We start from the raw sequence: 22,496 nt of genomic DNA on the forward strand, positions 1-22,496 counted from the left end.
AATAAAAAATTACATGAAAAAAAAACCAATTATTTTAGTAACTAATGATGATGGAATTATAGCTCCTGGAATTAGGAATCTTATTAAAATAATGAATACATTGGGAGATGTATATGTTATAGCTCCTAGTGATCCTAAATCTGGAATTTCTCATGCAATAACTATGGATACAATTTTATATTGTGATTCAGTTAAAATAGATGATGGAGCTCAAAAAGAATGGAAATGCTCAGGAACTCCTGTAGATTGTGTAAAATTGGCTATAGGAAATATTTTACCAAGAAAACCAGATATTTGTGTATCTGGAATTAATCATGGATCAAATTCTTCTATAAATATTATTTATTCTGGAACAGTTTCTGCTATAATTGAATCTAGTATAGAAGGTATTCCATCTATAAGTTTTTCTTTATTAGATTTTAATTGGAACGCTAATTTTGAATATTCAAAAAAATATATATATCAAATAGTAAAAAAAGTTTTAAATAATTTTATTTTAGAAAAAAAAGTTATTAGTCTTAATGTTAATATTCCTAAATTAAAAGTAAAGGGTATTAAAATATGTAAACAATCAAAATCTAAATGGAAAGAAAGTTTTGAAAAACGTTTTAATCCTAAAGGTAAATCTTACTATTGGTTAGTAGGTAAATTTATTAATAATGATGAAAAAATTAATACAGATGAATGGGCATTAAAAAATGGATATATTTCTATTGTTCCATTACAATTTGATTTTACAAACTATTCTATATTGAATATGTTAAAATCATGGAATTTTACAATTTTTTTATTCATTATATATTGTGTCATTTTTAGATAAATTTTTAAATCCAAAAAATATTATAGATTTTTTTGGTCAAAAAGATATTTTAGATCCTTTAAAAATTTTTATTCAAGCTGCAAAAGAAAGAAACGAAGCTTTAGACCATGTTTTATTTCATGGACCTCCTGGATTAGGAAAAACTACTTTAGCTCAAATAATTGCTAATGAATTATGTGTAAATATTACTATTACATCAGGATCTATTTTAGATAAACCTGGAGATTTAGCTGGATTATTAATTCACCTAAAAAAAAATGATGTAATGTTTATTGATGAAATTCATAGATTATCTCCTGCAATAGAAGAATATTTATATTCTGCAATGGAAAGTTATAAAATAGATATTATTCTTGATTCAGGATCTAATGCTAAATCAGTCCAGATAAAATTATCTCCTTTTACCTTAATAGGAGCAACTACAAGATCAGGATTAATTACTTCTCCAATGAGATCTAGATTTGGTATTAATTTTAGACTTAATTATTATAATAACAATATATTAAAAGACATTATAAATAGAAGCGCAAAAATATTAAAAATTTCTATTACAGAAGAGGCTGCAGTTGAAATAGCTTGTAGAAGTAGAGGAACACCTAGAATTGCTAATTCATTATTACGTAGAATTAGAGATTTTGCTCAAATTATGGGTAATGGACTAATTGATATTAATATATGTAATATTGGATTAAAATTGTTAAATATTGATAAAAATGGATTAGATGAAATAGACAATAAAATTTTATCATTAATTATCAATCATTTTAATGGTGGTCCAGTAGGATTAAATACTATATCAGCAGCTATAGGAGAGCCAACAAATACTATAGAAGAAGTTCATGAACCATTTCTTATACAAGAAGGATATATAATTAGAACATCTAGAGGTAGAAAAGTTACTAACTTAGCTTATCAACATTTAAAAAACAATATTATAAAAAAATAATAAATAATTAAAATATATTTTTTTTATTAATAATAACTATTAACTTTAAAATATCTAAGATTAAAAAATCTTTATATATCATGCCTTCAAATGTTATTGTTGGACTCCAATGGGGAGATGAAGGAAAGGGAAAAATAACAGATTTTCTTTCCAAGAATTTTGATTATGTAATTCGTTATCAAGGAGGTAACAATTCTGGTCATTCTATACATATTAATAAAAATAGGTTTATTTTACATTTGATTCCTTCTGGAGTTATTTATTCTAATGTAGAATGTATAATTGGGCCTGGAGTTGTTATTGATCCAAAATGTTTAATAGAAGAAATTAAAAATTTGGAATCAATGGGTGTTAACACTTCTAAAATATTTATAGCTAAAAGAGCTCATCTCATAATGCCATATCATAAACTTTTGGATATATACAAAGAAGAATATTTAGGTAAAAATTTTATTGGAACTACTCATTGTGGAATTGGTCCAGCTTATGAAGATAAAATTTCTAGGACTGGAATTCGAATATTAGATCTTATAGATAAAAAATCTTTTTATAAAAAGCTAAAATATAATGTAAAATTTAAGAATAAAATTTTTCAAAAAATTTATAATAAACCATCTATATCAATAGATTCCATTTATGATGAATATATGAATTATTCAAAAATACTTTCAGATAAATTTGTAAATGCAGTAAGAAAAATTCATACTGCATTTAGTAATAACAAAAAAATTTTATTTGAAGGAGCTCAAGCTACATTATTAGATATAGATTACGGAACATACCCTTATGTTACAACATCTTCTTCTACTACCGGAGGAGTTTGTATAGGAACAGGAATACCTCCTAATTTTATAAATAATTCATTTGGAATTGCAAAATCTTATTGTACACGAGTTGGAAATGGACCATTCCCAACTGAAATAAATAATAAAATCATTTCTAACATTATACGTGATAGTGGAAATGAATATGGATCTACTACAAAAAGACCAAGGAGATGCGGTTGGTTAGATTTAGTATCTCTTAAATATTCTTGCATGATAAATGGAATTAATTATTTAATTATTACTAAATTGGATGTTTTAAATAATTTAGATAGTATTAATGTTTGTATACAATACAAATTTAATAAAAAGACTATAGATTATTTTCCATGTAATATAGAATCATATAATAATATAGAATGTGTTTGGAAAAAATTTCCATGTTGGAAACAAAATATAACTAATATACGTGATTATGACTCATTACCAAACAATTGTAAAAATTATATTAATTATATAGAAAATTATTTAAAATTAAAAATAATACTAATTTCTGTAGGATCAGAAAGAAATCAAAATATAATTAAAAATAAATCTTTATTTTATAAAATTTTTTGTTCGTGAAAAAATATATCAACCCTTTAGTAGATAGATATAGTAGTAAAGAAATGATATATAATTTTTCTCCGGAAAAAAAAATTATTATTTGGAGAAAATTATGGATATGTTTAGCAAAAATACAAAAAGAATTAGGATTAAAAATATCTGATATACAAATAAATGATTTGAATAATCATTTATATGATATTGATTGGAATAAAGTTTCTTTTTTCGAAAAAAAATTTCGTCATGATGTAATGGCTCATTTGCATGCTTTTGCATATAAAGCTAAATTAGCTAAACCAATTTTACATTTAGGAGTAACTAGCGCTTTTTTATCTGATAATACAGACATTATTTTAATAAAAAAAGGAATAAATATTTTATTAAAAAAATTAATTAATGTAATATTTAGAATTAGAAATTTTTCTATAGAATATCGTAATATTCCTACTTTATCATTTACTCATTATCAACCTGCTCAGTTAACTACTGTAGGAAAACGCTCTGCATTATGGATACAAAGTTTGCTATTAGATATTAAAGAATTAGAATTTATATTAAAAAATCTATCTATTAGAGGAGTTAAAGGTACCGTAGGTTCTGCTGCAAGTTTTAAAGAATTATTCAATGGAGACTTAAATAAACTAAAATTATTAGAAAAAAAATTATCTAATGAATTTGGATTTAAAAATGTATTTTCAATTACTGGACAAACATATGATAGAAAAATAGATTCTAAAATATTAAATTTATTATCAAATATTTCACAGTCTTCTCATAAGTTTAGTAATGATATACGATTATTACAAAATTTAAAGGAAATAGAAGAACCATTTGGAAATGATCAAGTTGGATCTAGCGCTATGGCTTATAAAAGAAATCCAATAAGAAGTGAAAGAATGGCTTCATTATCAAAATATGTTATTTCTTTATCAAATAGTTCAGCAATGGTAGCTGCTACTCAATGGTTAGAAAGAACTTTAGATGATTCTGCTAACAGAAGAATAGTAATAAGTCAATCGTTTTTAGCTGTAGATGCTATTTTAATATTATGGAATAATATTATGGAAAATATTTCTGTATATCCAAAAATAATAGAAAAAAATATTAAAGAAGAAATTCCTTTTTTAATTACTGAACATATTATAACAAAATGTGTTAAAAAAGGATATGATAGACAAGATATTCATGAAAGAATAAGGATTCATTCTATGAAAACAAGTTTAGAAATGAAACTAAAAGGATTAAAAAATAATTTTATTAATAAAATATTAAATGATGAAAAAATACCGATATGTGAAAAAGAAATATATCAAATTATTAATCCTATAAATTTAACAGGATTTTCATCAGAACAAACTTTAGAATTTATAAAAAAAGAAGTTGATCCTATACTAGAAAAATATCACAAGTACATTATTACTAATTTATCAGATATAGATGTATAAAATTAAATTGTAAAAATAAAATGATTTTATTATCAAAAAAAAGATATTTTAAAGTATATATAAAAAAAAGATCATTATTTGATACAGATTCATCAATATTATGTAATGCATTAAAAAATATAAATATTCCTATAAAAAAAATCATTATATATTACATATATGATATTTTTTATTTTGAAAAAAAATTAATTATTGAATTTTTAAAAAAAATTCTTGTAGATCCTGTTACAGAAATTGTTTATATAAATAAAAATATTAATAATCCTTATATAGAGTATATTTTAAATAATAGTGAATATAGATCATATGCAGCAATGCAATGCTTTCGTATATTAAATTCTAATATAAATAATAATGATATTTGCATAAAATCAAAAATATTAATAGAATTAATTGGTGGAAATGGATTTGTTAAAAAAAAATGTATTAAAAAAATAAAAGAATATATTAAAAAAAATTATTCATATAATGAAATAAAAAAAATTCAAATAAATAAAAATAATCATACAACAAATAAAATTGTTAAACTAAATGACAAATCAATAAGAAAAATACATAAAAAATTAAATTTATCAATAGATATAAATGATTTATTTTTTATTAAAAATTATTTTTGTAAAGAAAAACGTGATCCAAAAGAATCAGAATTAAAAATTATAGATACTTATTGGTCTGATCATTGTAGACATACAACATTTTTTACAGAAATAGAAAAAATATCTTTCAATGGATCATTAAAAAAAATATATCAAAATATATTTAAAAAATATATAAAAGATAAAAAAATAATAGGTAAATCTAAATATCCTATTAATTTAATGGAGATATCTAAGCTTCCATATGAAATTCATTTTTTTAAAAAAAGAAAAAATTATAATTTTTATCATAGTGAAAATAATGCTTGTATGATTTCAATAGATGTAGATATTATTTTGTCTAATAAAAAGAAAAAAGAAAAATGGTTTTTATTTTTTAAAAATGAAACTCATAATTTTCCAACAGAAATTGATCCTTTTAATGGAGCATCTACATGTATAGGAGGTGCTATTCGTGATCCATTATCTGGAAGATCTTTTGTTTTTCAAGGTATTAGATTAAGTGGCGCAGCAGATCCTAATATAAAAAAGAAAATAAAAGGAAAATTATCGCAAAAAAAAATATGTTTTGAATCTGCTTGTGGATATAGTTCTTATGGTAATCAAGTAGGAATAGCTACAACACATGTTAATGAAATTTATCATGAAGGATATAGAGCTAAGAGAATGGAAATAGGAATGGTTGTAGGAGCTGTTCCATGTCATTACGTTAGAAGAGAAAAACCTAATAAAGGAGACGTTGTATTATTGATTGGAGGAAAAACTGGAAAAGAAGGAGTAGGAGATGCTAGTAATTCATCTAAAATAATGAACAACAATGAAACAATTAATGATAGAAATAAACAAAAAGGAGATCCAATAACAGAAAGAAAAATTCAGAGACTTTTTAGAAAAAAAAAAATTACTTCTTTGATAAAAAAATGTAATGATGTTGGAGCTGGAGGTATAGCTGTAGCATTAGGAGAAATACATAATAGTATAGAAGTTTATTTAGAAAAAGTTCCATTAAAAAATAATGAAATAATTAGTCCAATAGAAATAGCACTTTCTGAGTCCCAAGAACGTATGATTGTTGTTATAAATTATAACGATTTAAATAAATTTATAAGACTTTCTAAAAAAGAAAATTTAAATTCTATTCCTATAGCTAAAATTACTGATAATAACAGAATAATTTTTTTTTATAAAAATAAAGAAATTTTTAACGTAAAAAGTTCTTTTTTGAATACAAAAGGATGTGTAAAAAAGAATGAAGTAATCGTAAATTCTCCAAAATTAATATCTCCATTTAAAATATCTAAAAAACAAAATTTTAATAAAAAAAACTTTTTAAATATTCTTTCTAAACCAAATATAGCATCACAAATAGGATTAACAGAAATGTTTGATAGTACTGTTGGAGGAACTACAGTATTAATGCCTTTTGGTGGAAAGTATCAAATGACTCCTAATGAAGGAAGTGTACAAAAAATACCTGTTATTCAAGGTAGTACTAGTACAGTAACTATAGCTTCTTGGGGATTTCATCCTTATATATCAACATGGAGTCCTTTTCATGGTGGAGCATATGCTGTTTTAGAATGCATTTCTAAGATTGTATCTATGGGAGGAAGTTACAAAAATATATATTTAAGTTTTCAAGAATATTATCAAAAATTAGGAAATGATCCAGAAAAATGGGGAAAACCTTTTTCTGCGTTATTGGGAGCATATCATGCTCAAAAATCTATGGGATCACTTTGTATAGGAGGTAAAGATTCTATGTCTGGAACATATAAAAATATTCATGTCCCTCCTACTCTAATAGTATTTGGAATTACAACTGATTCATTTTCAAATATAATTTCTTCAGAATTTAAAAAAGTAGGAAACAAAATATATTTATATAATCATTCTTTATTAGAAAATGAAATGCCTAATTTTAATTCTATTAAATATGCTTATGATAAAGTATATAAAGAAATTTGTTTAAAAAAAATAGTATCTGTAAAAACTATAAAAGATGGAGGAATATCTGTTGCTATTGCAAAAATGTCTTTTGGTAATAATTTAGGAGTAAATATTCATTGTGATAAAAATTTACTGGAAACTCATATCGGTTCTTTAATTATAGAATCTTCTTATAAATTGTCAGATGATTTTATTCTAATAGGAGAAGTTGTCGATTCTAAATATTTGAATTTTAATAAAATATCAATTAGCATAGAAGAATCAATTAAAAATTGGTCTAAAACTTTAACTCCAATATTTTCCTTGGAAAAAAAACAAATTAGTAAAATATTTAAAACAAAAAATAAAATTTTATGCAAAAAACGTAATATTTTTTTTAATAAATTAAAATTAGGATCACCAAATGTTTTTATTCCAATATTTCCTGGAACTAATGGAGAATTTGAATCGATAAAAGCTTTTGAAAAATCTGGAGCATTAGTAAAAACTTTTGTTTTTAAAAATTTAAATAATAAAGATATTATAAATTCTATTTTTTACATAAAAAAATATATAGAATCAGTTCAAATATTTATGATTTGTGGAGGATTTAGTTTTGGTGATGAACCTAATGGAGCAGCTAAATTTATTGTGTCTATATTACATAATCCATATATAAAAGAATCAATTAAACGATTTCTTGATAAAGATGGATTAATATTAGGTATATGCAATGGATTTCAGGGGTTAATAAAATCTGGACTTTTACCTTATGGAAAAATAAGTTTAAGAAATAAATTTTCACCTTCATTAATTTATAATAAAACAAAAAAGCATATATCTCAATGTGTTTATATAAAAGTTTTATCTGATAAATCTCCATGGTTAAGTGGAATGAAAAATAAAATATATACATTGCCAATATCTCATGGAGAAGGACGATTTTATGCAAAAAAAAATATTATAAATATTTTATTTGAAAATAATCAAATAGCTGCACAATATGTAGATTTAAATGGAAATCCTAGTTTAAATAGAAAATATAATCCTAATGGATCTATAAATTCTGTTGAAGGATTATTAAGTGAAAATGGAAAAATTTATGGAAGAATGACTCATCCAGAAAGATGTTTTGATCATGGATTATTAAAAAATATACCAAAAAATCAATGTGAATCTATTTTTGATAATGCAGTAAAATATTTTTTATAAAAATTTATTTATAATGAAAGTAGCAATATTTCTTGGAAGTATTTCTGATAAATCTATAATGAAAAATGCGATAGAAGTACTAAATATATTTCGTATAACTTATAAATGTTATATAATTTCTGCTCATAGATTACCTGATATATTATCAGATACAATAATAAAAATAGAAAATGAAAAAACAGAAGTAATTATAGCAGGAGCTGGATTATCAGCTCATTTACCTGGAATAATATCATCTAAAACTATAATTCCAGTAATAGGCGTTCCAATATTTAATCCTTCTTCTATAAACAATTTTTTAGGAGGAATTGATGCTTTATCATCTATTACACAAATGCCTAATGGAGTTCCTATTGCTGCAGTTGGTATAAATAATTCATATAATGCTGCTTTATTATCTGTACATATGTTATCTATTAAATATATAGATTTGAAAAAATCATTAAAAAAATTTAGATACTATAATAGAAAAAAACTGAAAAATAAAATAGAACAAAATTTATAATATTTATGAATAGTTCTAATATAAAAAAAATTGATATACTTTCAGAAGGAAAAACTAAAAAAGTATATACAACTAATGATCCATTAAAAGTTATAATTCATTACAAAGATGATTTAACCGCTTTCAATGGATTAAAAAAAATATTTTTACCAAATAAAGGTATCATTAATAATGATATTACTACATTAGTGTTTAAATTTCTTAATTATTATGGAATTAAAACTCATTTTATACAAAAAATAAATAATAGAGAACAATTATGTCAAAAAGTTAAAATAATTCCTTTAGAATTTGTATATCGTAATATTGTTACTGGAAGTTTATCTAAAAGATTAGGTATAAAACATGGTAAAAAAATAAATGAAGGTATAATTGAAATATTTTATAAAAACGATAAATTAAAAGATCCATTAATTAATGATAATCATGCAGTTTTTTTAGAAATAATTACTTATAATGAACTAAATTTTATCTATTCTATTATAAAAAATATAAATAATATACTTAAAACATATTTTTTAAATAGAAATATTATATTAGTAGACTTTAAAATTGAATTTGGAAAGAATAACAAAAATGAAATTATACTTTCTGATGAAATTACTCCAGATACGTGTCGTTTTTGGGATGAAAAAACAATGGAAAAATTAGACAAAGATTTATTTAGAATGAAATTGAAAAAAAAAGAAAAAATAATTGAACATTACATGGAAATATTAAAAAGACTAAATAAATAAAATTGGTTTTTTGAAGAAAAATAATATTTTTGATTAAATAATCATTATAAAAATACTTTTTTGGATAAATTTCATGAAGAATGCGGAATATTTGGAATTTATTCTACATTCAAAATAAATACTTTTTCATTAATCCAATCTGGATTATTTGCATTACAACATAGAGGACAAGAAGCTTGTGGATTTTCTACTTTACGAGATGGAGAAATTTTGTCTTATAAAGATGAAGGGTTTGTTTTAGATTTTTTTCAAAAAATATTAAAATATAAATGTTATAAGGGAAATGCTGTAATAGGACACACTCGTTATTCTACAGCAGGAGGTCAAAGCAAAAAAAATATACAACCATTTTTTGGAAATAATTCAAAAGGAAAATGTGTTATATCTATAGTTCATAATGGAAATTTAATCAATGCTAGAAATATACGTAAAAATTTAGAAGATAAAGGAGTTAATTTTATTTCTGAATATTCAGACTCAGAAGTAATATTACACTTAATTCAAAAAAATTTATTAAAATATAATAATGATTTAGAAAAATCAATTATAAATATATCATCTAATATTAAAGGAGCTTATTCTGTTATTGTATTAATAAATAACAAAATAGCAGCATTTAGAGATCCTAATGGAATAAGACCTTTATGTTATGGATTATTAGATGAACAAACTTATATTTTTAGTTCTGAAACTTGTGGAATAGATTCTGTAGGAGGTATATATATTAGAGATTTATTTCCAGGAGAAATAATAATTATTGAGAATAAAACAATTAAATTTTCTATGATAGAAAAAATAGAAAATACAAAAAAAAGAATATGTTCATTTGAATATATTTATTTTTCTAGACCTGATTCTTTAATTGAAAATACAAATGTTTATAAAGTTAGAGAAAAAAGTGGGGAAAAACTTTATGAACAACATCCAGTAAAAGCAGATGTAGTTATCGGTGTACCTGATTCAGGAGTACCTGCTGCTATAGGTTATTCTAAAGCTTCAGGTATCCCATTTAAACCTATTTTAATAAAAAATAAATATATTGGTAGATCTTTCATTCTTCCTAATAAAGAAATACGTGAAAAAATGGTTAATTTAAAACTGAACCCTATTTTACACGAAATAAAAGATAAAAGAATTATCATAATTGATGATTCCATAGTTCGTGGAACTACCATTGCAAGATTAATTTATATTTTAAGAAAATCAGGAGCTAAAGAATTACATTTTAGAAGCGCTTCTCCACCAATTATAGCTCCATGTTATTTAGGAGTTAACACTCCAAAAAAAAAAGATTTATTTTCATATAAAAATATTAATAAAAATGATATTATAAAAATTTTAAATCTAGATAGCATAGAATTTTTAAGTATGGATAATTTAATAAACATATTAGGAGGAAAAAGTCATTGTTTTGGATGTTTTACTGGATTATATCCAGTATGAAATCATTTATATTTAATAAATTTTATTATGAAAAAAAATGATAATCTTATATGCAATATAGAAAAAATTATAGAAAAAACTTACAATAAAAATGTTTTAAGTAAATTAAATGATTTTTCTGGACTATATAAAATAATTAAAAGTAAGTTTATAGATCCTATTATAGTTTCTAGCACTGATGGAGTTGGAACAAAAATTTTTTTAGCTATAAATTATAAAAAATATGAAATAATTGGAAAAGACTGCTTTGCTATGTGTATAAATGATATATTATGTCATGGAGCCACTTCTTTATTCTTTTTGGATTATATTGCTTGTAATAAAATCAATTCATATATTATAGAAAAAATAATTCATGGAATAACTTATTCATGTAAAAAAACTAATACATGTTTTATTGGAGGAGAAACAGCAGAAATGTCAGGATTATATCCAAATAATGGATATGATATTGCTGGTTTTTGTGTGGGTATTGTAGAAAAAAATTGTATTATAAATGGTAAAAATTTAATAAAAGAAAATGATATCATTATAGGAATTCCATCATCAGGAGTTCATAGCAATGGTTTTTCCATAATAAGAAATATATTTTCACATAAAGATTTACAAAAATCTTTTAATAAAAAACCTCTTTATGAATCATTTTTAATTCCAACAAAAATTTATTATAACTTAATTCATATTATAATAAAAAAAATTCCTATACATGGAATTGCTCATATTACAGGAGGAGGTATATATCAAAATTTATCTAGAATTATACCAAAAGGATTATCTGCTATAGTTAAAAAAAAAAATATTCCTACTCAACCAATTTTTTCTTTTATAAAAGAAAAAGGAAATTTATCTGATAAAGTTATGTGGAATACTTTTAATATGGGAGTTGGATTGATTATTATATCCTCTTATATTTATAAAGATAAAGTCTTACAAGAACTTATTTCTATTAATGAAAAACCATTTATAATTGGAAATATTATAAAAACAAATAACAAAAGTAACAAAAAAGTTTTTTTAGAATAAAAAACATTATTATAATGATAAAAAAAATAGCAATATTAGTTTCTGGAAATGGAACTAACATGAAGCATATTTTACATTCTATTAATAATGGATATTTATCAAATTTTAAAATTGATTTGGTAATTTCTGATAGAAAATGTAAAGCTATACAATTTTCAATACAAAATGGAATAAATTCATTTTGTTTAAAAAAAAATAAATTTTTATCACATAATATAGATAAAATACTAATAAAATATAATCCATATATAGTAATATTATCTGGATTTTTATCCATATTAAACGAAAATTTTTGCAAAAAATGGATAAATAAAGTTATTAATATACATCCTTCTTTATTACCTAAATATGGAGGAATAGGAATGTATGGAAATAAAGTACATAAATTAGTAATAAAAAATAAAGATAAAATATCTGGAGCTACAGTACATTATGTAACAAAGGATATTGATTTAGGAGATATAATTATAAAAAAATCCTGTAAAATATCTTCTATAGAAACAATTAATTCTTTATCTAATAAAGTTTCTATGATAGAAAAGAAAATATTAATTGAATCAATAAAAAATTTATAAAAAAAAATATTATTAATTCATCAATTTAAATTATGTTATGAAAAAAGCTTTAGTTAGTGTTTATAATAAAAACGAAAAATTGTTAGAATTTGTTTCTTTTTTAATTGAAAAAAAATATAAAATTATATCTACTAATGGTACTTATCAATATTTATTGAAAAATGGATTACATACTATAGAAATTTCTTCTATAACATCATTCCCTGATATTTTAGATGGTAGAATAAAAACTATACATCCATATATATATGGTGGTATATTAGTTAATAGATCTAATAAAAAACAAATAAAATCTATTAAAAATTATAATATAGATTTAATTGATATAGTATTAACAGATTTTTATCCTTTTATTGAAAAAATAAAAAATAAATCTATTGATATAAAATCAATGATAGAATTTATAGATATTGGAGGACCATCATTACTTAGATCTGCTGCAAAAAATTTTCTTTACGTTACACCTATTATAGACATTAATGATTTTAAATTAATTAAAAATGAAATAGAAGAAAATAAATCTATTTCCATAAAAATAAGAAAAAAATTAGCAGGTAAAGCATTTAATTTTACATCAAATTATGATGCAGTAATTTCTAACTATTTATTAAAAGAAGAAAAATTTCCCACTTATATAAATTTTTCTTATAAAAAAAAAATGAATTTAATATATGGAGAAAATCCTCATCAAAAAGCAGCATTTTATATAAATAATATACAAAAAGGAGCTATGTGTAATATAAATCAATTACATGGAAACCCTATTTCTTTTAATAATATAAAGGATATGGATATAGCATGGAAAATTATTTCTCAATTTTCACCTAATATTCCTACTTGTTGTACAGTAAAACATTCTACACCATGTGGTGTAGCAAATGGAAAAGATATTATTGAAGCATTTCAAAAAACATATTATGCAGACCCAATTTCATCATTTGGAGGTGTAATTGCTTTTAATACTAAAGTTACAGAAAAATTAGCCAAAGAAATTAACAGAATTTTTTTAGAAGTTGTAATTGCATCAGATTATGATAAAAAGGCTATTAACATATTAAAAATGAAAAAAAGTTTAAGGACTATTATTATAAATAATTCTATTTCAGATATTACAGAATGTGTTCAAGTAGATGGAGGATTTCTTATGCAAGAAACAGATTATTCTTTAAATAAAAAAGAAGAAGATAGTTATAAAATTGTTACTGAAAAAAAATTTTCTGACCAAGAAATAAAATCTTTATTTTTTGCTCAAAAAGTAGTAAAATATGTAAAATCTAACGCCATTGTTATTGCAAAAGGAACACAAACTTTAGGAATATCTGGAGGACAAACTAATAGAATTTGGGCCGCTCGTCAAGCTATAAATAGAGCATTAAAAAAAAATAAAAAGGGATTAGTTCTTGTATCAGATGCATTTTTTCCTTTTAGAGATGTTGTAGATGAAGCGGCTCAATCTAAATGTATATGTGCTATTTTACAACCAGGTGGTTCTATACGAGATGAAGAGTCTATAAAAGCATGTAATAGTTATGGAATAGCTATGGCTTTTACTGGAAAAAGATATTTTAAACATTGAAAAAATGAAAATTTTAATTTTAGGTAGTGGAGGGAGAGAACATGCTATTGCAAAAAAATTATTAGAGGATAATCCATATATTAATTTATATTTTTACCCTGGAAATGGAGGAACAAGTTTAATAGGAAAAAATATAGGAAATAATTATTCTATATCAGATTTAGCTTTTTTTTCTAAAAAAAATAATATAGATACTACTATAGTAGGATCTGAATTTTTTCTTATGCAAAAAATAGTAGATTTATTCAATTTTTATAAATTGAATATAATTGGACCTAAATATTTATCAGCTAAATTAGAAGGGGATAGAATTTTTGCAAAATCTTTTATGAAAAAGTATGGAATATGTACTCCAAAATATGAAATATTTAATTCTTATAATGATGCTATTTCTTTTGTAAAAAAAAATAAAAAATTTCCATTAGTTATTAAAACAAATGGATTAGCATATGGAAAAGGTGTTATTATAACTCATAATGAATCAGATTCTAATAATGAATTAAAAAATATTATGATAGAACAAAAATTTGGTAAATCTGGTAATAAAATTATTATAGAAGAATATTTAGAAGGAAAAGAAGTTTCTATCATATCTATTTTTAATAGAAAAAAAATAATACCATTTTTATCTTCCAGAGATTATAAGAAAGTAGAAGAAAATGATATGGGATTAAATACTGGAGGAATGGGATCTATTGTTCCAAATCCTTATATGAATAATTTTCTTTTTAATGATTTTAAAAATAATATATTAGAACCTACTTTAGATGGATTAATAACAGAAAAATTAGAATTTTTTGGTTTTTTATATTTTGGACTAATGATATATAAAAACAAAATGTATTTACTAGAGTATAATACTAGAATGGGTGATCCAGAAGCTCAATCTCTATTTCCATTAATGAAAAATAATTTTTTAAATATATTAAAATCTTGTTTTTATGGAAATGATATTTCCATAAAATGGAAAAATTGTAGTTCTTGTTGCGTTGTTTTATCATCTAAAGGGTATCCAAAAAAATACAAAAAAGGAAATATTATAAAAGGATTAAAATATTTAAAAGAACCTTTTTATATAGCAGGAGCTGAAAAATTAAATGAAAAATGGATTACATCAGGAGGTCGTGTTTTAAATATAGTAGGTATTAGTAATAATATTGAAAATTCTAGAAAAATAGCATATAAAAAAGTTAAAAAAATTCAATTTGATAATATTTATTATAGAAAAGATATAGGATTAATTTGAATATATTAATATAATTAGTTATTAAACTAATAAGTAAAAATAATGAAAAAAAATTTAATTATTATTCTAGATTTTGGATCTCAATATAGCTATATGATTGCAAGAAGAATAAGAGATTTAGGTGTATATTCCTTATTATATCCTTATAATATATCAAAATCTAAAATATTATCAAAATGTCCTAGTGGAATAATTTTATCAGGAGGACCTTTTTCTGTTTATAAAACAAATTCTTTGTTAATATCTAAAAATATTTTTTCATTAGGAATACCTATACTTGGAATTTGTTATGGTATGCAATTAATTTCATTTTTGTTAGGTGGAAAAATAGGTCCTTCTAATTATAGAGAATATGGAAAATCTTTATTAGAAATAATAGATAAAAATCATCCATTATTTTTAGGAATTAATAAAAATAATATTGTAGTATGGATGAGTCATTTTGATGAAATAAAAAAAATTCCTAAAGAATTTAATATAATAGGTAAAACTTCATCTTGTCCAGTAGCAGCTATATCTAACAATAAAAAAATGATTTATGCTGTACAATTTCATCCAGAAGTAAATAACACAGAATATGGAAAATTAATATTAGAAAATTTTGTTATACAAATTTGCAAATGTAATTATAATTGGAAATTAACTAATGTTGTAAATAATATAATAAATGATATTAAAAAAACAGTTTCTAATAAAAAAGTTATATTAGGATTTTCTGGAGGATTAGACTCTTTTGTAACAGCATATCTAAGTTATAAAGCTATTGGTAAACAATTAAATTGTATTTTTATAGATACTGGACTTTTTCCAAAAGAAGAAAAAAAAATAATTATTAATATTTGTAAACATATGAATTTACCAATTAAAGTAATTAATGCTAAAGAAAATTTTTTATCAAAATTAATTGGAATTAAAAATCCAGAAAAAAAAAGAAAAATTATAGGAAAAGAATTTATTAATTTATTCCAAAAAGAATCTAAAAAAATAGGTAATATTGAATTTTTAATTCAAGGAACTATTTATTCTGATATTATTGAATCTTCTAAAAAATTAAACAATAATTTTATAAAATCTCATCATAATGTAGGAGGTCTACCTAAATTTAGGAAATTAAAAATTATTGAACCATTAAAAAAATTATTTAAAGATGAGGTTAGAACAATAGGAAAATTACTAGGGGTTCCAGGAATTATATTATATAAACATCCATTTCCAGGACCTGGAATAAGTATTAGAATTATTGGAAAAATAAATAAAAATAAAATATCTATCATAAAAAAAGCAGATAGTATCTTATTCCAAGAATTAAATAGTTATAATATATATAATACAATTAGTCAAGCTTTTATAATATTATTATCTACTAAATCTGTAGGAATAATGGGAGATAAAAGAACATATGAATATACAGCTGTGTTAAGATCAGTTAATACGAAAGATTTTATGACTGCAACTTTTTCACATTTATCTTACGAATTTTTAGAGAAAATATCAAATAGAATAATAAATGAAGTTAATGGAATAAATCGTGTTTTATATGATATATCATCTAAACCTCCATCTACTATTGAATGGGAATAAAAATTATGTCATCATATAAATTAATTTATACAAATTTTCTTTTAATTTTGTTCTGGAAGATATTAAATCTATAAATCCATTTTCCATAAGAAATTCTGAAGTTTGAAATCCACTAGGTAAATCTTTACCAATTACTTCTTTAATAACTTTAGGTCCTGCAAATCCAATTAAAGCACCTGGTTCTGCTATATTTATATCTCCAAGTAATGCATAAGAGGCCGTAACTCCTCCTGTGGTAGGATCTGTTAATATTGATATATATGGTAATCCTGAATTTTTTAATTGAGTTAATCTTGCAATTGTTTTAGCCATTTGCATTAATGAAAATGCAGATTCCATTATTCTTGCTCCACCGGATTTTGATATTAATACATATGGAATTTTTTTTTCTATACAACATTTTATTGCTCTAGATATTTTTTCTCCTACTACAGACCCCATAGATCCTCCTATAAAAGAAAAATCCATACAAGAAACTATTACTTTTATTCCTTTTATTTTTCCTATTACAGTTCTAATAGCATCATATAAATTCGTTTTTTTTATAGATTCTTTTATTCTATCTGTATATTTTTTATAATCTTTCCATTTTACAGGATCTTTACTTGTTATTTTAATATTGATTTCCGTAAATTTTTTATTATCAAAAAGTATTTTAAAATATTCTTCGCTATGGATTCTAACATGATAACCATCTTCTGGGTTTACATAAAGATTTTTTTTCAGTTTTTCTGTATCTACTATTTTTCCATTAGGAGTTTTATACCAAATACCTTTAGGTAAATTTTTTCTATCATCTATAGATGTTAATATTTTTTTTTTTTTTCTTAAAAACCAGACCATATATTATTTATTATAATGTATTAATATTATTCATTAAATAAAAATATTTTTTTAAATATTTTTTAAAATATTCTTCTCCATTTCTTAACCATATTCTAGGATCATAATATTTTTTATTAGGAATGTTTTCTCCTTTAGGATTTCCTACTTGTTTTTTTAAAAAATCTTTATTTTTATTCATATAATCTCTTACTCCACAAGTAAAAGCATATTGTAAATCAGTATCAATATTCATTTTAACCACTCCATATCTAATAGATTTTTGTATTTCATATACAGATGATCCTGATCCTCCATGAAAAACTAAAGATATTGGATTTTTTTTTGTATTTAATTTTTTTTGTACATAATTTTGTGATTTTTTTAATATATCAGGACGTAAATTAACATTTCCTGGCTTATAAACTCCATGAACATTTCCAAATGCAGCTGCTATAATAAAATTATCACTTATATTTTTCATTTCTTTATAAGCATAAAATACTTCTTCTGGTTGAGAATAAAGTTTTTTGTTATCTATATTTGAATTATCTATTCCATCTTCTTCTCCTCCAGTTACTCCTAGTTCTATTTCAATTGTCATTTTATTTTTATTCATTCTTTCAAAATATTTTTTACAAATTTCTATATTTTCTTTTAATGGTTCTTGTGATAAATCTAGCATATGAGAACTAAATAAAGTTTTACCAAATCTTTTATAATATGATTCATTAGCGCAAATTAATCCATCTATCCATGGTAAAAAATTTTTAGAACAATGATCTGTATGAAGTATTATTGTAGACTGATAAAGTTCAGCTAATTCATGTATATGCATAGCACAAGATATAGCTCCTTTTATTGCTGATTTTTGTTTACATTTATTTTTTAATGTTGATCCAATACCAGCATTAAAAATAGATCCGCTATTAGATAATTGAATGATGATAGGAGAGTTAACTATTGATGCAGTCTCCATAGCAGCATTTATTGTATTTGATCCAGTAACGTTTACTGCTGGTATAGCGAATTTTTTTTGTTTAGCATATTCAAATATTTCTTTAACAAGATTACCAGTTATTACTCCATGAGGAAATTTTTTAGACATATTGTTATATATTTTTTTAATAATATAAAAAGGTATTTATTTTCAATTTATTAAATTATTCAAAAATAATTTTAATATAACAAAGTAAAGTATAATTGAATTATTATTTTACATTATTTAACATGTTAAATATAGATTTAGGAATTTTAAAAATATATAATGCTTCTGCAGGATCAGGAAAAACTTTTTTTATAATTAAAAATTGTTTATTGATTTTATTATCTAGTGATAATCCTAAAGAATTTAAAAAATTTTTAATTTTAACTTTTACAAGAAAATCATCTAATGATATAAAGAATCATATATTAGAATGTCTTAAAGATTTTTCTAATAATAGAATAAGAAGTAAATATAATTTTTTTTTTAATTATATCATAAATTGTTCTTCTTTAACAAAAAAAGAATTATGTATACGTTCTAAAAAAATACTTTACGAAATTTATTGTGATTTTAAATTCTTTACTGAATGTATTAGCACTATTGATAAATTTACTTATAGAATTATAAGATCCTTTTATTCTGATTTTTCATTAGAAATGGATACAGATAAATTTTTAAAAAAAGTTACTGATAATCTTATTAAAAAACTAAAATATTCCGATAATTCATATAAAAATTTGATTCAATTTTCTATTAAAAAAATTAAAGAAGGAAAAAGTTGGGATATAAGTAAAGAAATTTATAGAATGGCTTTTATATTGATTAATGAAAATCATTTTTTTCATATAAAAAAAATAAAGAAAAATGCCATGAAATATTTTATAAAACTAAAATATTCATTGGAAAAAAGAGTAAATAAATTCGAAAAAACTTGTATAAATCAAGGAATAAAATTTATACAAATTATAAATAAAGAAAATACAAATAAAAATATAAATTTAGATATTATTAATTTATTCAAAAAATTTATTGAAAAAGATATTTTTATAAATCCATTTAAAAAAAAAATTGATAAAAATATTGATAATAATATTGTTTTCAACAAACAACTTATAAATAATGAACTTAAAAAACAAATTATTAATTTATATAAAGAAACAAAATTATTATATAATAAAAATATTTCACAATATATTTTAGATAAAGTATTTTTAAATGAAATAAATTTATTACCAATTATTTATGAAATAGAAAATGAATTTTCTTTAATAAAAAAAGAAAAAAAAATATTATTAAATGAAGAACTAAATCAAATACTTTATGAAAAAATAAATTATTCATTACCTATAATTTATGAAAAAATTGGAAATCAGTATAAATATTATTTCATAGATGAATTCCAGGATATATCTTTTATGCAATGGAAAAACATTGAATTTTTGATAGAAAATTCATTATCGGAAAATGGTATTGCTATTATAGTTGGAGATCCTAAACAATCTATATATAGATGGAGAGGTGGAGATTCTAAACAATTTCTTAATTTAATATATGATTACAACCCTGTTTATAAAAAACAACTATATATTTTAAATACAAATTTTAGAAGTTGTAAAGAAATTGTAATATTTAATAATTTATTTTATTCATTTATTTCAAATATATTTTATAATTCTATTTATAGAGATATATATAAAAATTCTAATCAAAAAATAAGTACAAATAATGAATATTCAGGATATGTTGAATTAAATTTTATTAATTCTGATATAAAAAAACAAAAATATTATAAAGAATGTATATGTAATTATTTAATTAATACAATTAAAAAATGTTTAGAACAAAAATATTTTTTATCAGATATAGTTATATTAGTAAGAACAAACAAAGAAGGTTATTATATATCAGAAAATTTAATTAAAAAAGGTATAAATGTTAATACTTCTGTTTCTATGTTGATAAAAGATTATATTGAAATAAAAATTATTATAAATTTTTTATATATATTAACATATACTGATTCATATGAAAAAAGAATTACATTAATTTCATTATTATTAAATAATAAAAATATAAAAATTAATGATGTTCACTATTTTATATCTAAAACTATTTTTTTACCATTAAATTTATTTATAAAAAAAATTTCTTCAAAAGAAAATTTATTTTTATTAAATAACTTATATAATAAGTCTATATATTATATTATAAAACATATAATTGATTATTTTAATTTATTAAATAAAAACAATCAAGCATATATTTATTCATTTTTAGACTTCGTTTATAGATCAACAAATAAAATTGGTAATTCTATTATAGATTTTCTATATTTTTGGGAAAAAAATTCTGATGAAGAAAATATTATAGTTGATAATAATATTAAAAAATCTGTTTATATTATGACAATACATAAATCTAAAGGATTACAATTTCCTGTAGTAATATTGCCATTTGTTGATTGGAATATTTATTCAAGTAACGAGAAAATAAAATGGATAAATGTTGATCCAAATTTATATCAAGGATTAAACAATATATTTTTAACGATAAAATCATCATATAAAAATATAAATAATAATAAACTTTGTTCTATTTATAAAGAAATACTTTCAAACGCAATGTTTGATAATATCAATCTGTTATATGTAGCAACTACTCGTTCTATTCAACAACTTATTTTATTTTCTAAAATAAATAAAAAAAAATCTTACATATCATATTATATTAAAGATTTTTTATGTAATAAAAATATTTGGAATTATAATAATTTTGATAAACATATAACATATTCATTTGGAAAAAGAAAATTGTAATTATTTAACATGCTTATCTGCATGATAAGAAGATCTAACTAACGGACCACTTTCTACATATAAAAACCCCATTTTTAATCCAATTTTTTTAAAAAATTCAAATTTTTTTGGATTAATATAAGAATAAACTGGATAATGTTTCATAGAAGGCTGTAAATATTGTCCAATTGTTAATATATCAACTTTAGATTTTTTAATATCTATCATTGTTTCTATAACTTCTTCTTTTGTTTCACCTAATCCCAACATTATACCTGTTTTTGTACGAATTTTATTATTTTCATTTTTTATATATTCTAACAAATTAAGACTTCTATTGTATTTAGCTTGTACTCGAACTATTTTAGTTAATCTGTAAACAGTTTCTATATTATGAGATATTATTTCTGGTTTTATATCAACAATATTTTTTATTATTTTTTTATCCCCTTTAAAATCTGGAATTAAAGTTTCTATTGTTATATATTTATTTATATTTCTTATTTTATGAATAGTTCTTATCCATATAGATACCCCCATATCTTTTAAATCATCTCTATTAACAGAAGTTAATACAATATGTTTTGATCCTAAAATTTTTATAGATTCTGCTACTTTTGTTGGTTCTTCATTATCTAATTTTTTAGGTCTTCCTTTTATTACTCCACAAAATTTACAAGATCTTGTACATATGTTTCCTAATATCATAAAAGTTGCAACTCCTTTTCCCCAACATTCTCCTATATTAGGACAACTTGCACTTTGACATACTGTATTTATTTTTTTAATTTTAATTAAATTTTTAATTTTATTGTAATTTTTTCCTAATGGAATCTTTACTTTTAACCAATCTGGTTTTTTTTTTATCATATTAATTTTTTTCATAA

17 protein-coding genes are annotated in these 22,496 nt (G+C 21.6%); 14 read left to right on the plus strand and 3 right to left on the minus strand.

Annotated elements, in window-relative coordinates:
- Positions 1–13 precede the first annotated feature (13 nt).
- The 13 genes from surE (at position 14) to guaA (ending at position 17,004) form a co-directional block, all read left to right on the plus strand.
- Entirely contained in the window at positions 14–820 is an 807-nt protein-coding gene (gene surE / locus H0H39_RS00685) for a 5'/3'-nucleotidase SurE (protein ID WP_185877483.1), read from the plus strand.
- Positions 801–1,766 carry a Holliday junction branch migration DNA helicase RuvB gene (ruvB, locus tag H0H39_RS00690; RefSeq protein WP_185877622.1) on the plus strand — a complete coding sequence of 322 codons (966 nt, stop codon included), beginning with the start codon at positions 801–803 and terminating at the stop codon, positions 1,764–1,766. The genes surE and ruvB overlap by 20 nt, the downstream gene beginning before the upstream one ends.
- Before the next feature lie 80 nt (positions 1,767–1,846).
- Positions 1,847–3,154 (plus strand): adenylosuccinate synthase, encoded by a 1,308-nt coding sequence (locus tag H0H39_RS00695; protein ID WP_185877484.1) that lies wholly within the window; start codon positions 1,847–1,849, stop codon positions 3,152–3,154.
- A complete protein-coding gene (gene purB, locus H0H39_RS00700; protein ID WP_185877485.1) occupies positions 3,151–4,581 on the plus strand; it encodes an adenylosuccinate lyase in 1,431 nt (476 codons plus the stop codon). Before H0H39_RS00695 ends, purB begins: the two co-directional genes overlap by 4 nt.
- Positions 4,582–4,601: 20 nt before the next feature.
- Positions 4,602–8,318: a phosphoribosylformylglycinamidine synthase gene (locus tag H0H39_RS00705; RefSeq protein ID WP_185877486.1), complete on the plus strand. Its 3,717-nt coding sequence runs from the start codon at positions 4,602–4,604 to the stop codon at positions 8,316–8,318.
- Positions 8,319–8,331: 13 nt separating this feature from the next.
- Complete coding sequence (purE, locus tag H0H39_RS00710) at positions 8,332–8,823, plus strand: 5-(carboxyamino)imidazole ribonucleotide mutase (RefSeq protein ID WP_185877487.1); 492 nt, start codon at positions 8,332–8,334, stop codon at positions 8,821–8,823.
- A 5-nt stretch (positions 8,824–8,828) separates the two neighbouring features.
- Positions 8,829–9,560: a phosphoribosylaminoimidazolesuccinocarboxamide synthase gene (gene purC, locus H0H39_RS00715; protein ID WP_202984894.1), complete on the plus strand. Its 732-nt coding sequence runs from the start codon at positions 8,829–8,831 to the stop codon at positions 9,558–9,560.
- 60 nt (positions 9,561–9,620) lie between these two features.
- Entirely contained in the window at positions 9,621–11,003 is a 1,383-nt protein-coding gene (purF, locus tag H0H39_RS00720) for an amidophosphoribosyltransferase (protein ID WP_185877488.1), read from the plus strand.
- A 27-nt stretch (positions 11,004–11,030) separates the two neighbouring features.
- Positions 11,031–12,026 (plus strand): phosphoribosylformylglycinamidine cyclo-ligase, encoded by a 996-nt coding sequence (gene purM / locus H0H39_RS00725; RefSeq protein WP_185877489.1) that lies wholly within the window; start codon positions 11,031–11,033, stop codon positions 12,024–12,026.
- Positions 12,027–12,040: 14 nt separating this feature from the next.
- Positions 12,041–12,601 carry a formyltransferase family protein gene (locus tag H0H39_RS00730; RefSeq protein WP_238785657.1) on the plus strand — a complete coding sequence of 187 codons (561 nt, stop codon included), beginning with the start codon at positions 12,041–12,043 and terminating at the stop codon, positions 12,599–12,601.
- Between the two features lie 37 nt (positions 12,602–12,638).
- On the plus strand, positions 12,639–14,177 hold the full coding sequence (purH, locus tag H0H39_RS00735; protein WP_185877490.1) for a bifunctional phosphoribosylaminoimidazolecarboxamide formyltransferase/IMP cyclohydrolase: 1,539 nt from the start codon (positions 12,639–12,641) through the stop codon (positions 14,175–14,177).
- Between the two features lie 4 nt (positions 14,178–14,181).
- Positions 14,182–15,423 (plus strand): phosphoribosylamine--glycine ligase, encoded by a 1,242-nt coding sequence (gene purD, locus H0H39_RS00740; protein WP_185877491.1) that lies wholly within the window; start codon positions 14,182–14,184, stop codon positions 15,421–15,423.
- Positions 15,424–15,465: 42 nt separating this feature from the next.
- Entirely contained in the window at positions 15,466–17,004 is a 1,539-nt protein-coding gene (gene guaA, locus H0H39_RS00745) for a glutamine-hydrolyzing GMP synthase (protein ID WP_185877492.1), read from the plus strand.
- A 3-nt stretch (positions 17,005–17,007) separates the two neighbouring features.
- On the opposite strand, the gene accD is transcribed toward guaA, so the two are convergent.
- On the minus strand, positions 17,008–17,847 hold the full coding sequence (gene accD / locus H0H39_RS00750; protein WP_185877493.1) for an acetyl-CoA carboxylase, carboxyltransferase subunit beta: 840 nt from the start codon (positions 17,845–17,847) through the stop codon (positions 17,008–17,010).
- A gap of 10 nt (positions 17,848–17,857) precedes the next feature.
- Complete coding sequence (gene fbaA / locus H0H39_RS00755; protein ID WP_185877494.1) at positions 17,858–18,934, minus strand: class II fructose-bisphosphate aldolase; 1,077 nt, start codon at positions 18,932–18,934, stop codon at positions 17,858–17,860.
- A gap of 122 nt (positions 18,935–19,056) precedes the next feature.
- Here fbaA and H0H39_RS00760 point away from each other — a divergent pair, with 122 nt between their 5' ends.
- Positions 19,057–21,630: a UvrD-helicase domain-containing protein gene (locus H0H39_RS00760; protein WP_185877495.1), complete on the plus strand. Its 2,574-nt coding sequence runs from the start codon at positions 19,057–19,059 to the stop codon at positions 21,628–21,630.
- On the opposite strand, the gene lipA is transcribed toward H0H39_RS00760, so the two are convergent.
- Complete coding sequence (lipA, locus tag H0H39_RS00765) at positions 21,631–22,485, minus strand: lipoyl synthase (RefSeq protein ID WP_185877625.1); 855 nt, start codon at positions 22,483–22,485, stop codon at positions 21,631–21,633.
- Positions 22,486–22,496 lie beyond the last annotated feature (11 nt).

It is taken from the genome of Blattabacterium cuenoti, assembly GCF_014252315.1.
Taxonomy (GTDB): domain Bacteria; phylum Bacteroidota; class Bacteroidia; order Flavobacteriales; family Blattabacteriaceae; genus Blattabacterium; species Blattabacterium cuenoti_AI.

Bases quoted from the DNA above. Each gene is read 5' to 3' on its own strand.
- surE (WP_185877483.1), top strand. From the start codon at position 14: ATGAAAAAAAAACCAATTATTTTAGTAACTAATGATGATGGAATTATA.
- H0H39_RS00695 (WP_185877484.1), top strand. From the start codon at position 1,847: ATGCCTTCAAATGTTATTGTTGGACTCCAATGGGGAGATGAAGGAAAG.
- H0H39_RS00705 (WP_185877486.1), top strand. From the start codon at position 4,602: ATGATTTTATTATCAAAAAAAAGATATTTTAAAGTATATATAAAAAAA.
- purE (WP_185877487.1), top strand. From the start codon at position 8,332: ATGAAAGTAGCAATATTTCTTGGAAGTATTTCTGATAAATCTATAATG.
- purC (WP_202984894.1), top strand. From the start codon at position 8,829: ATGAATAGTTCTAATATAAAAAAAATTGATATACTTTCAGAAGGAAAA.
- purM (WP_185877489.1), top strand. From the start codon at position 11,031: ATGAAAAAAAATGATAATCTTATATGCAATATAGAAAAAATTATAGAA.
- H0H39_RS00730 (WP_238785657.1), top strand. From the start codon at position 12,041: ATGATAAAAAAAATAGCAATATTAGTTTCTGGAAATGGAACTAACATG.
- purH (WP_185877490.1), top strand. From the start codon at position 12,639: ATGAAAAAAGCTTTAGTTAGTGTTTATAATAAAAACGAAAAATTGTTA.
- purD (WP_185877491.1), top strand. From the start codon at position 14,182: ATGAAAATTTTAATTTTAGGTAGTGGAGGGAGAGAACATGCTATTGCA.
- guaA (WP_185877492.1), top strand. From the start codon at position 15,466: ATGAAAAAAAATTTAATTATTATTCTAGATTTTGGATCTCAATATAGC.
- accD (WP_185877493.1), bottom strand. From the start codon at position 17,847: ATGGTCTGGTTTTTAAGAAAAAAAAAAAAAATATTAACATCTATAGAT.
- fbaA (WP_185877494.1), bottom strand. From the start codon at position 18,934: ATGTCTAAAAAATTTCCTCATGGAGTAATAACTGGTAATCTTGTTAAA.
- H0H39_RS00760 (WP_185877495.1), top strand. From the start codon at position 19,057: ATGTTAAATATAGATTTAGGAATTTTAAAAATATATAATGCTTCTGCA.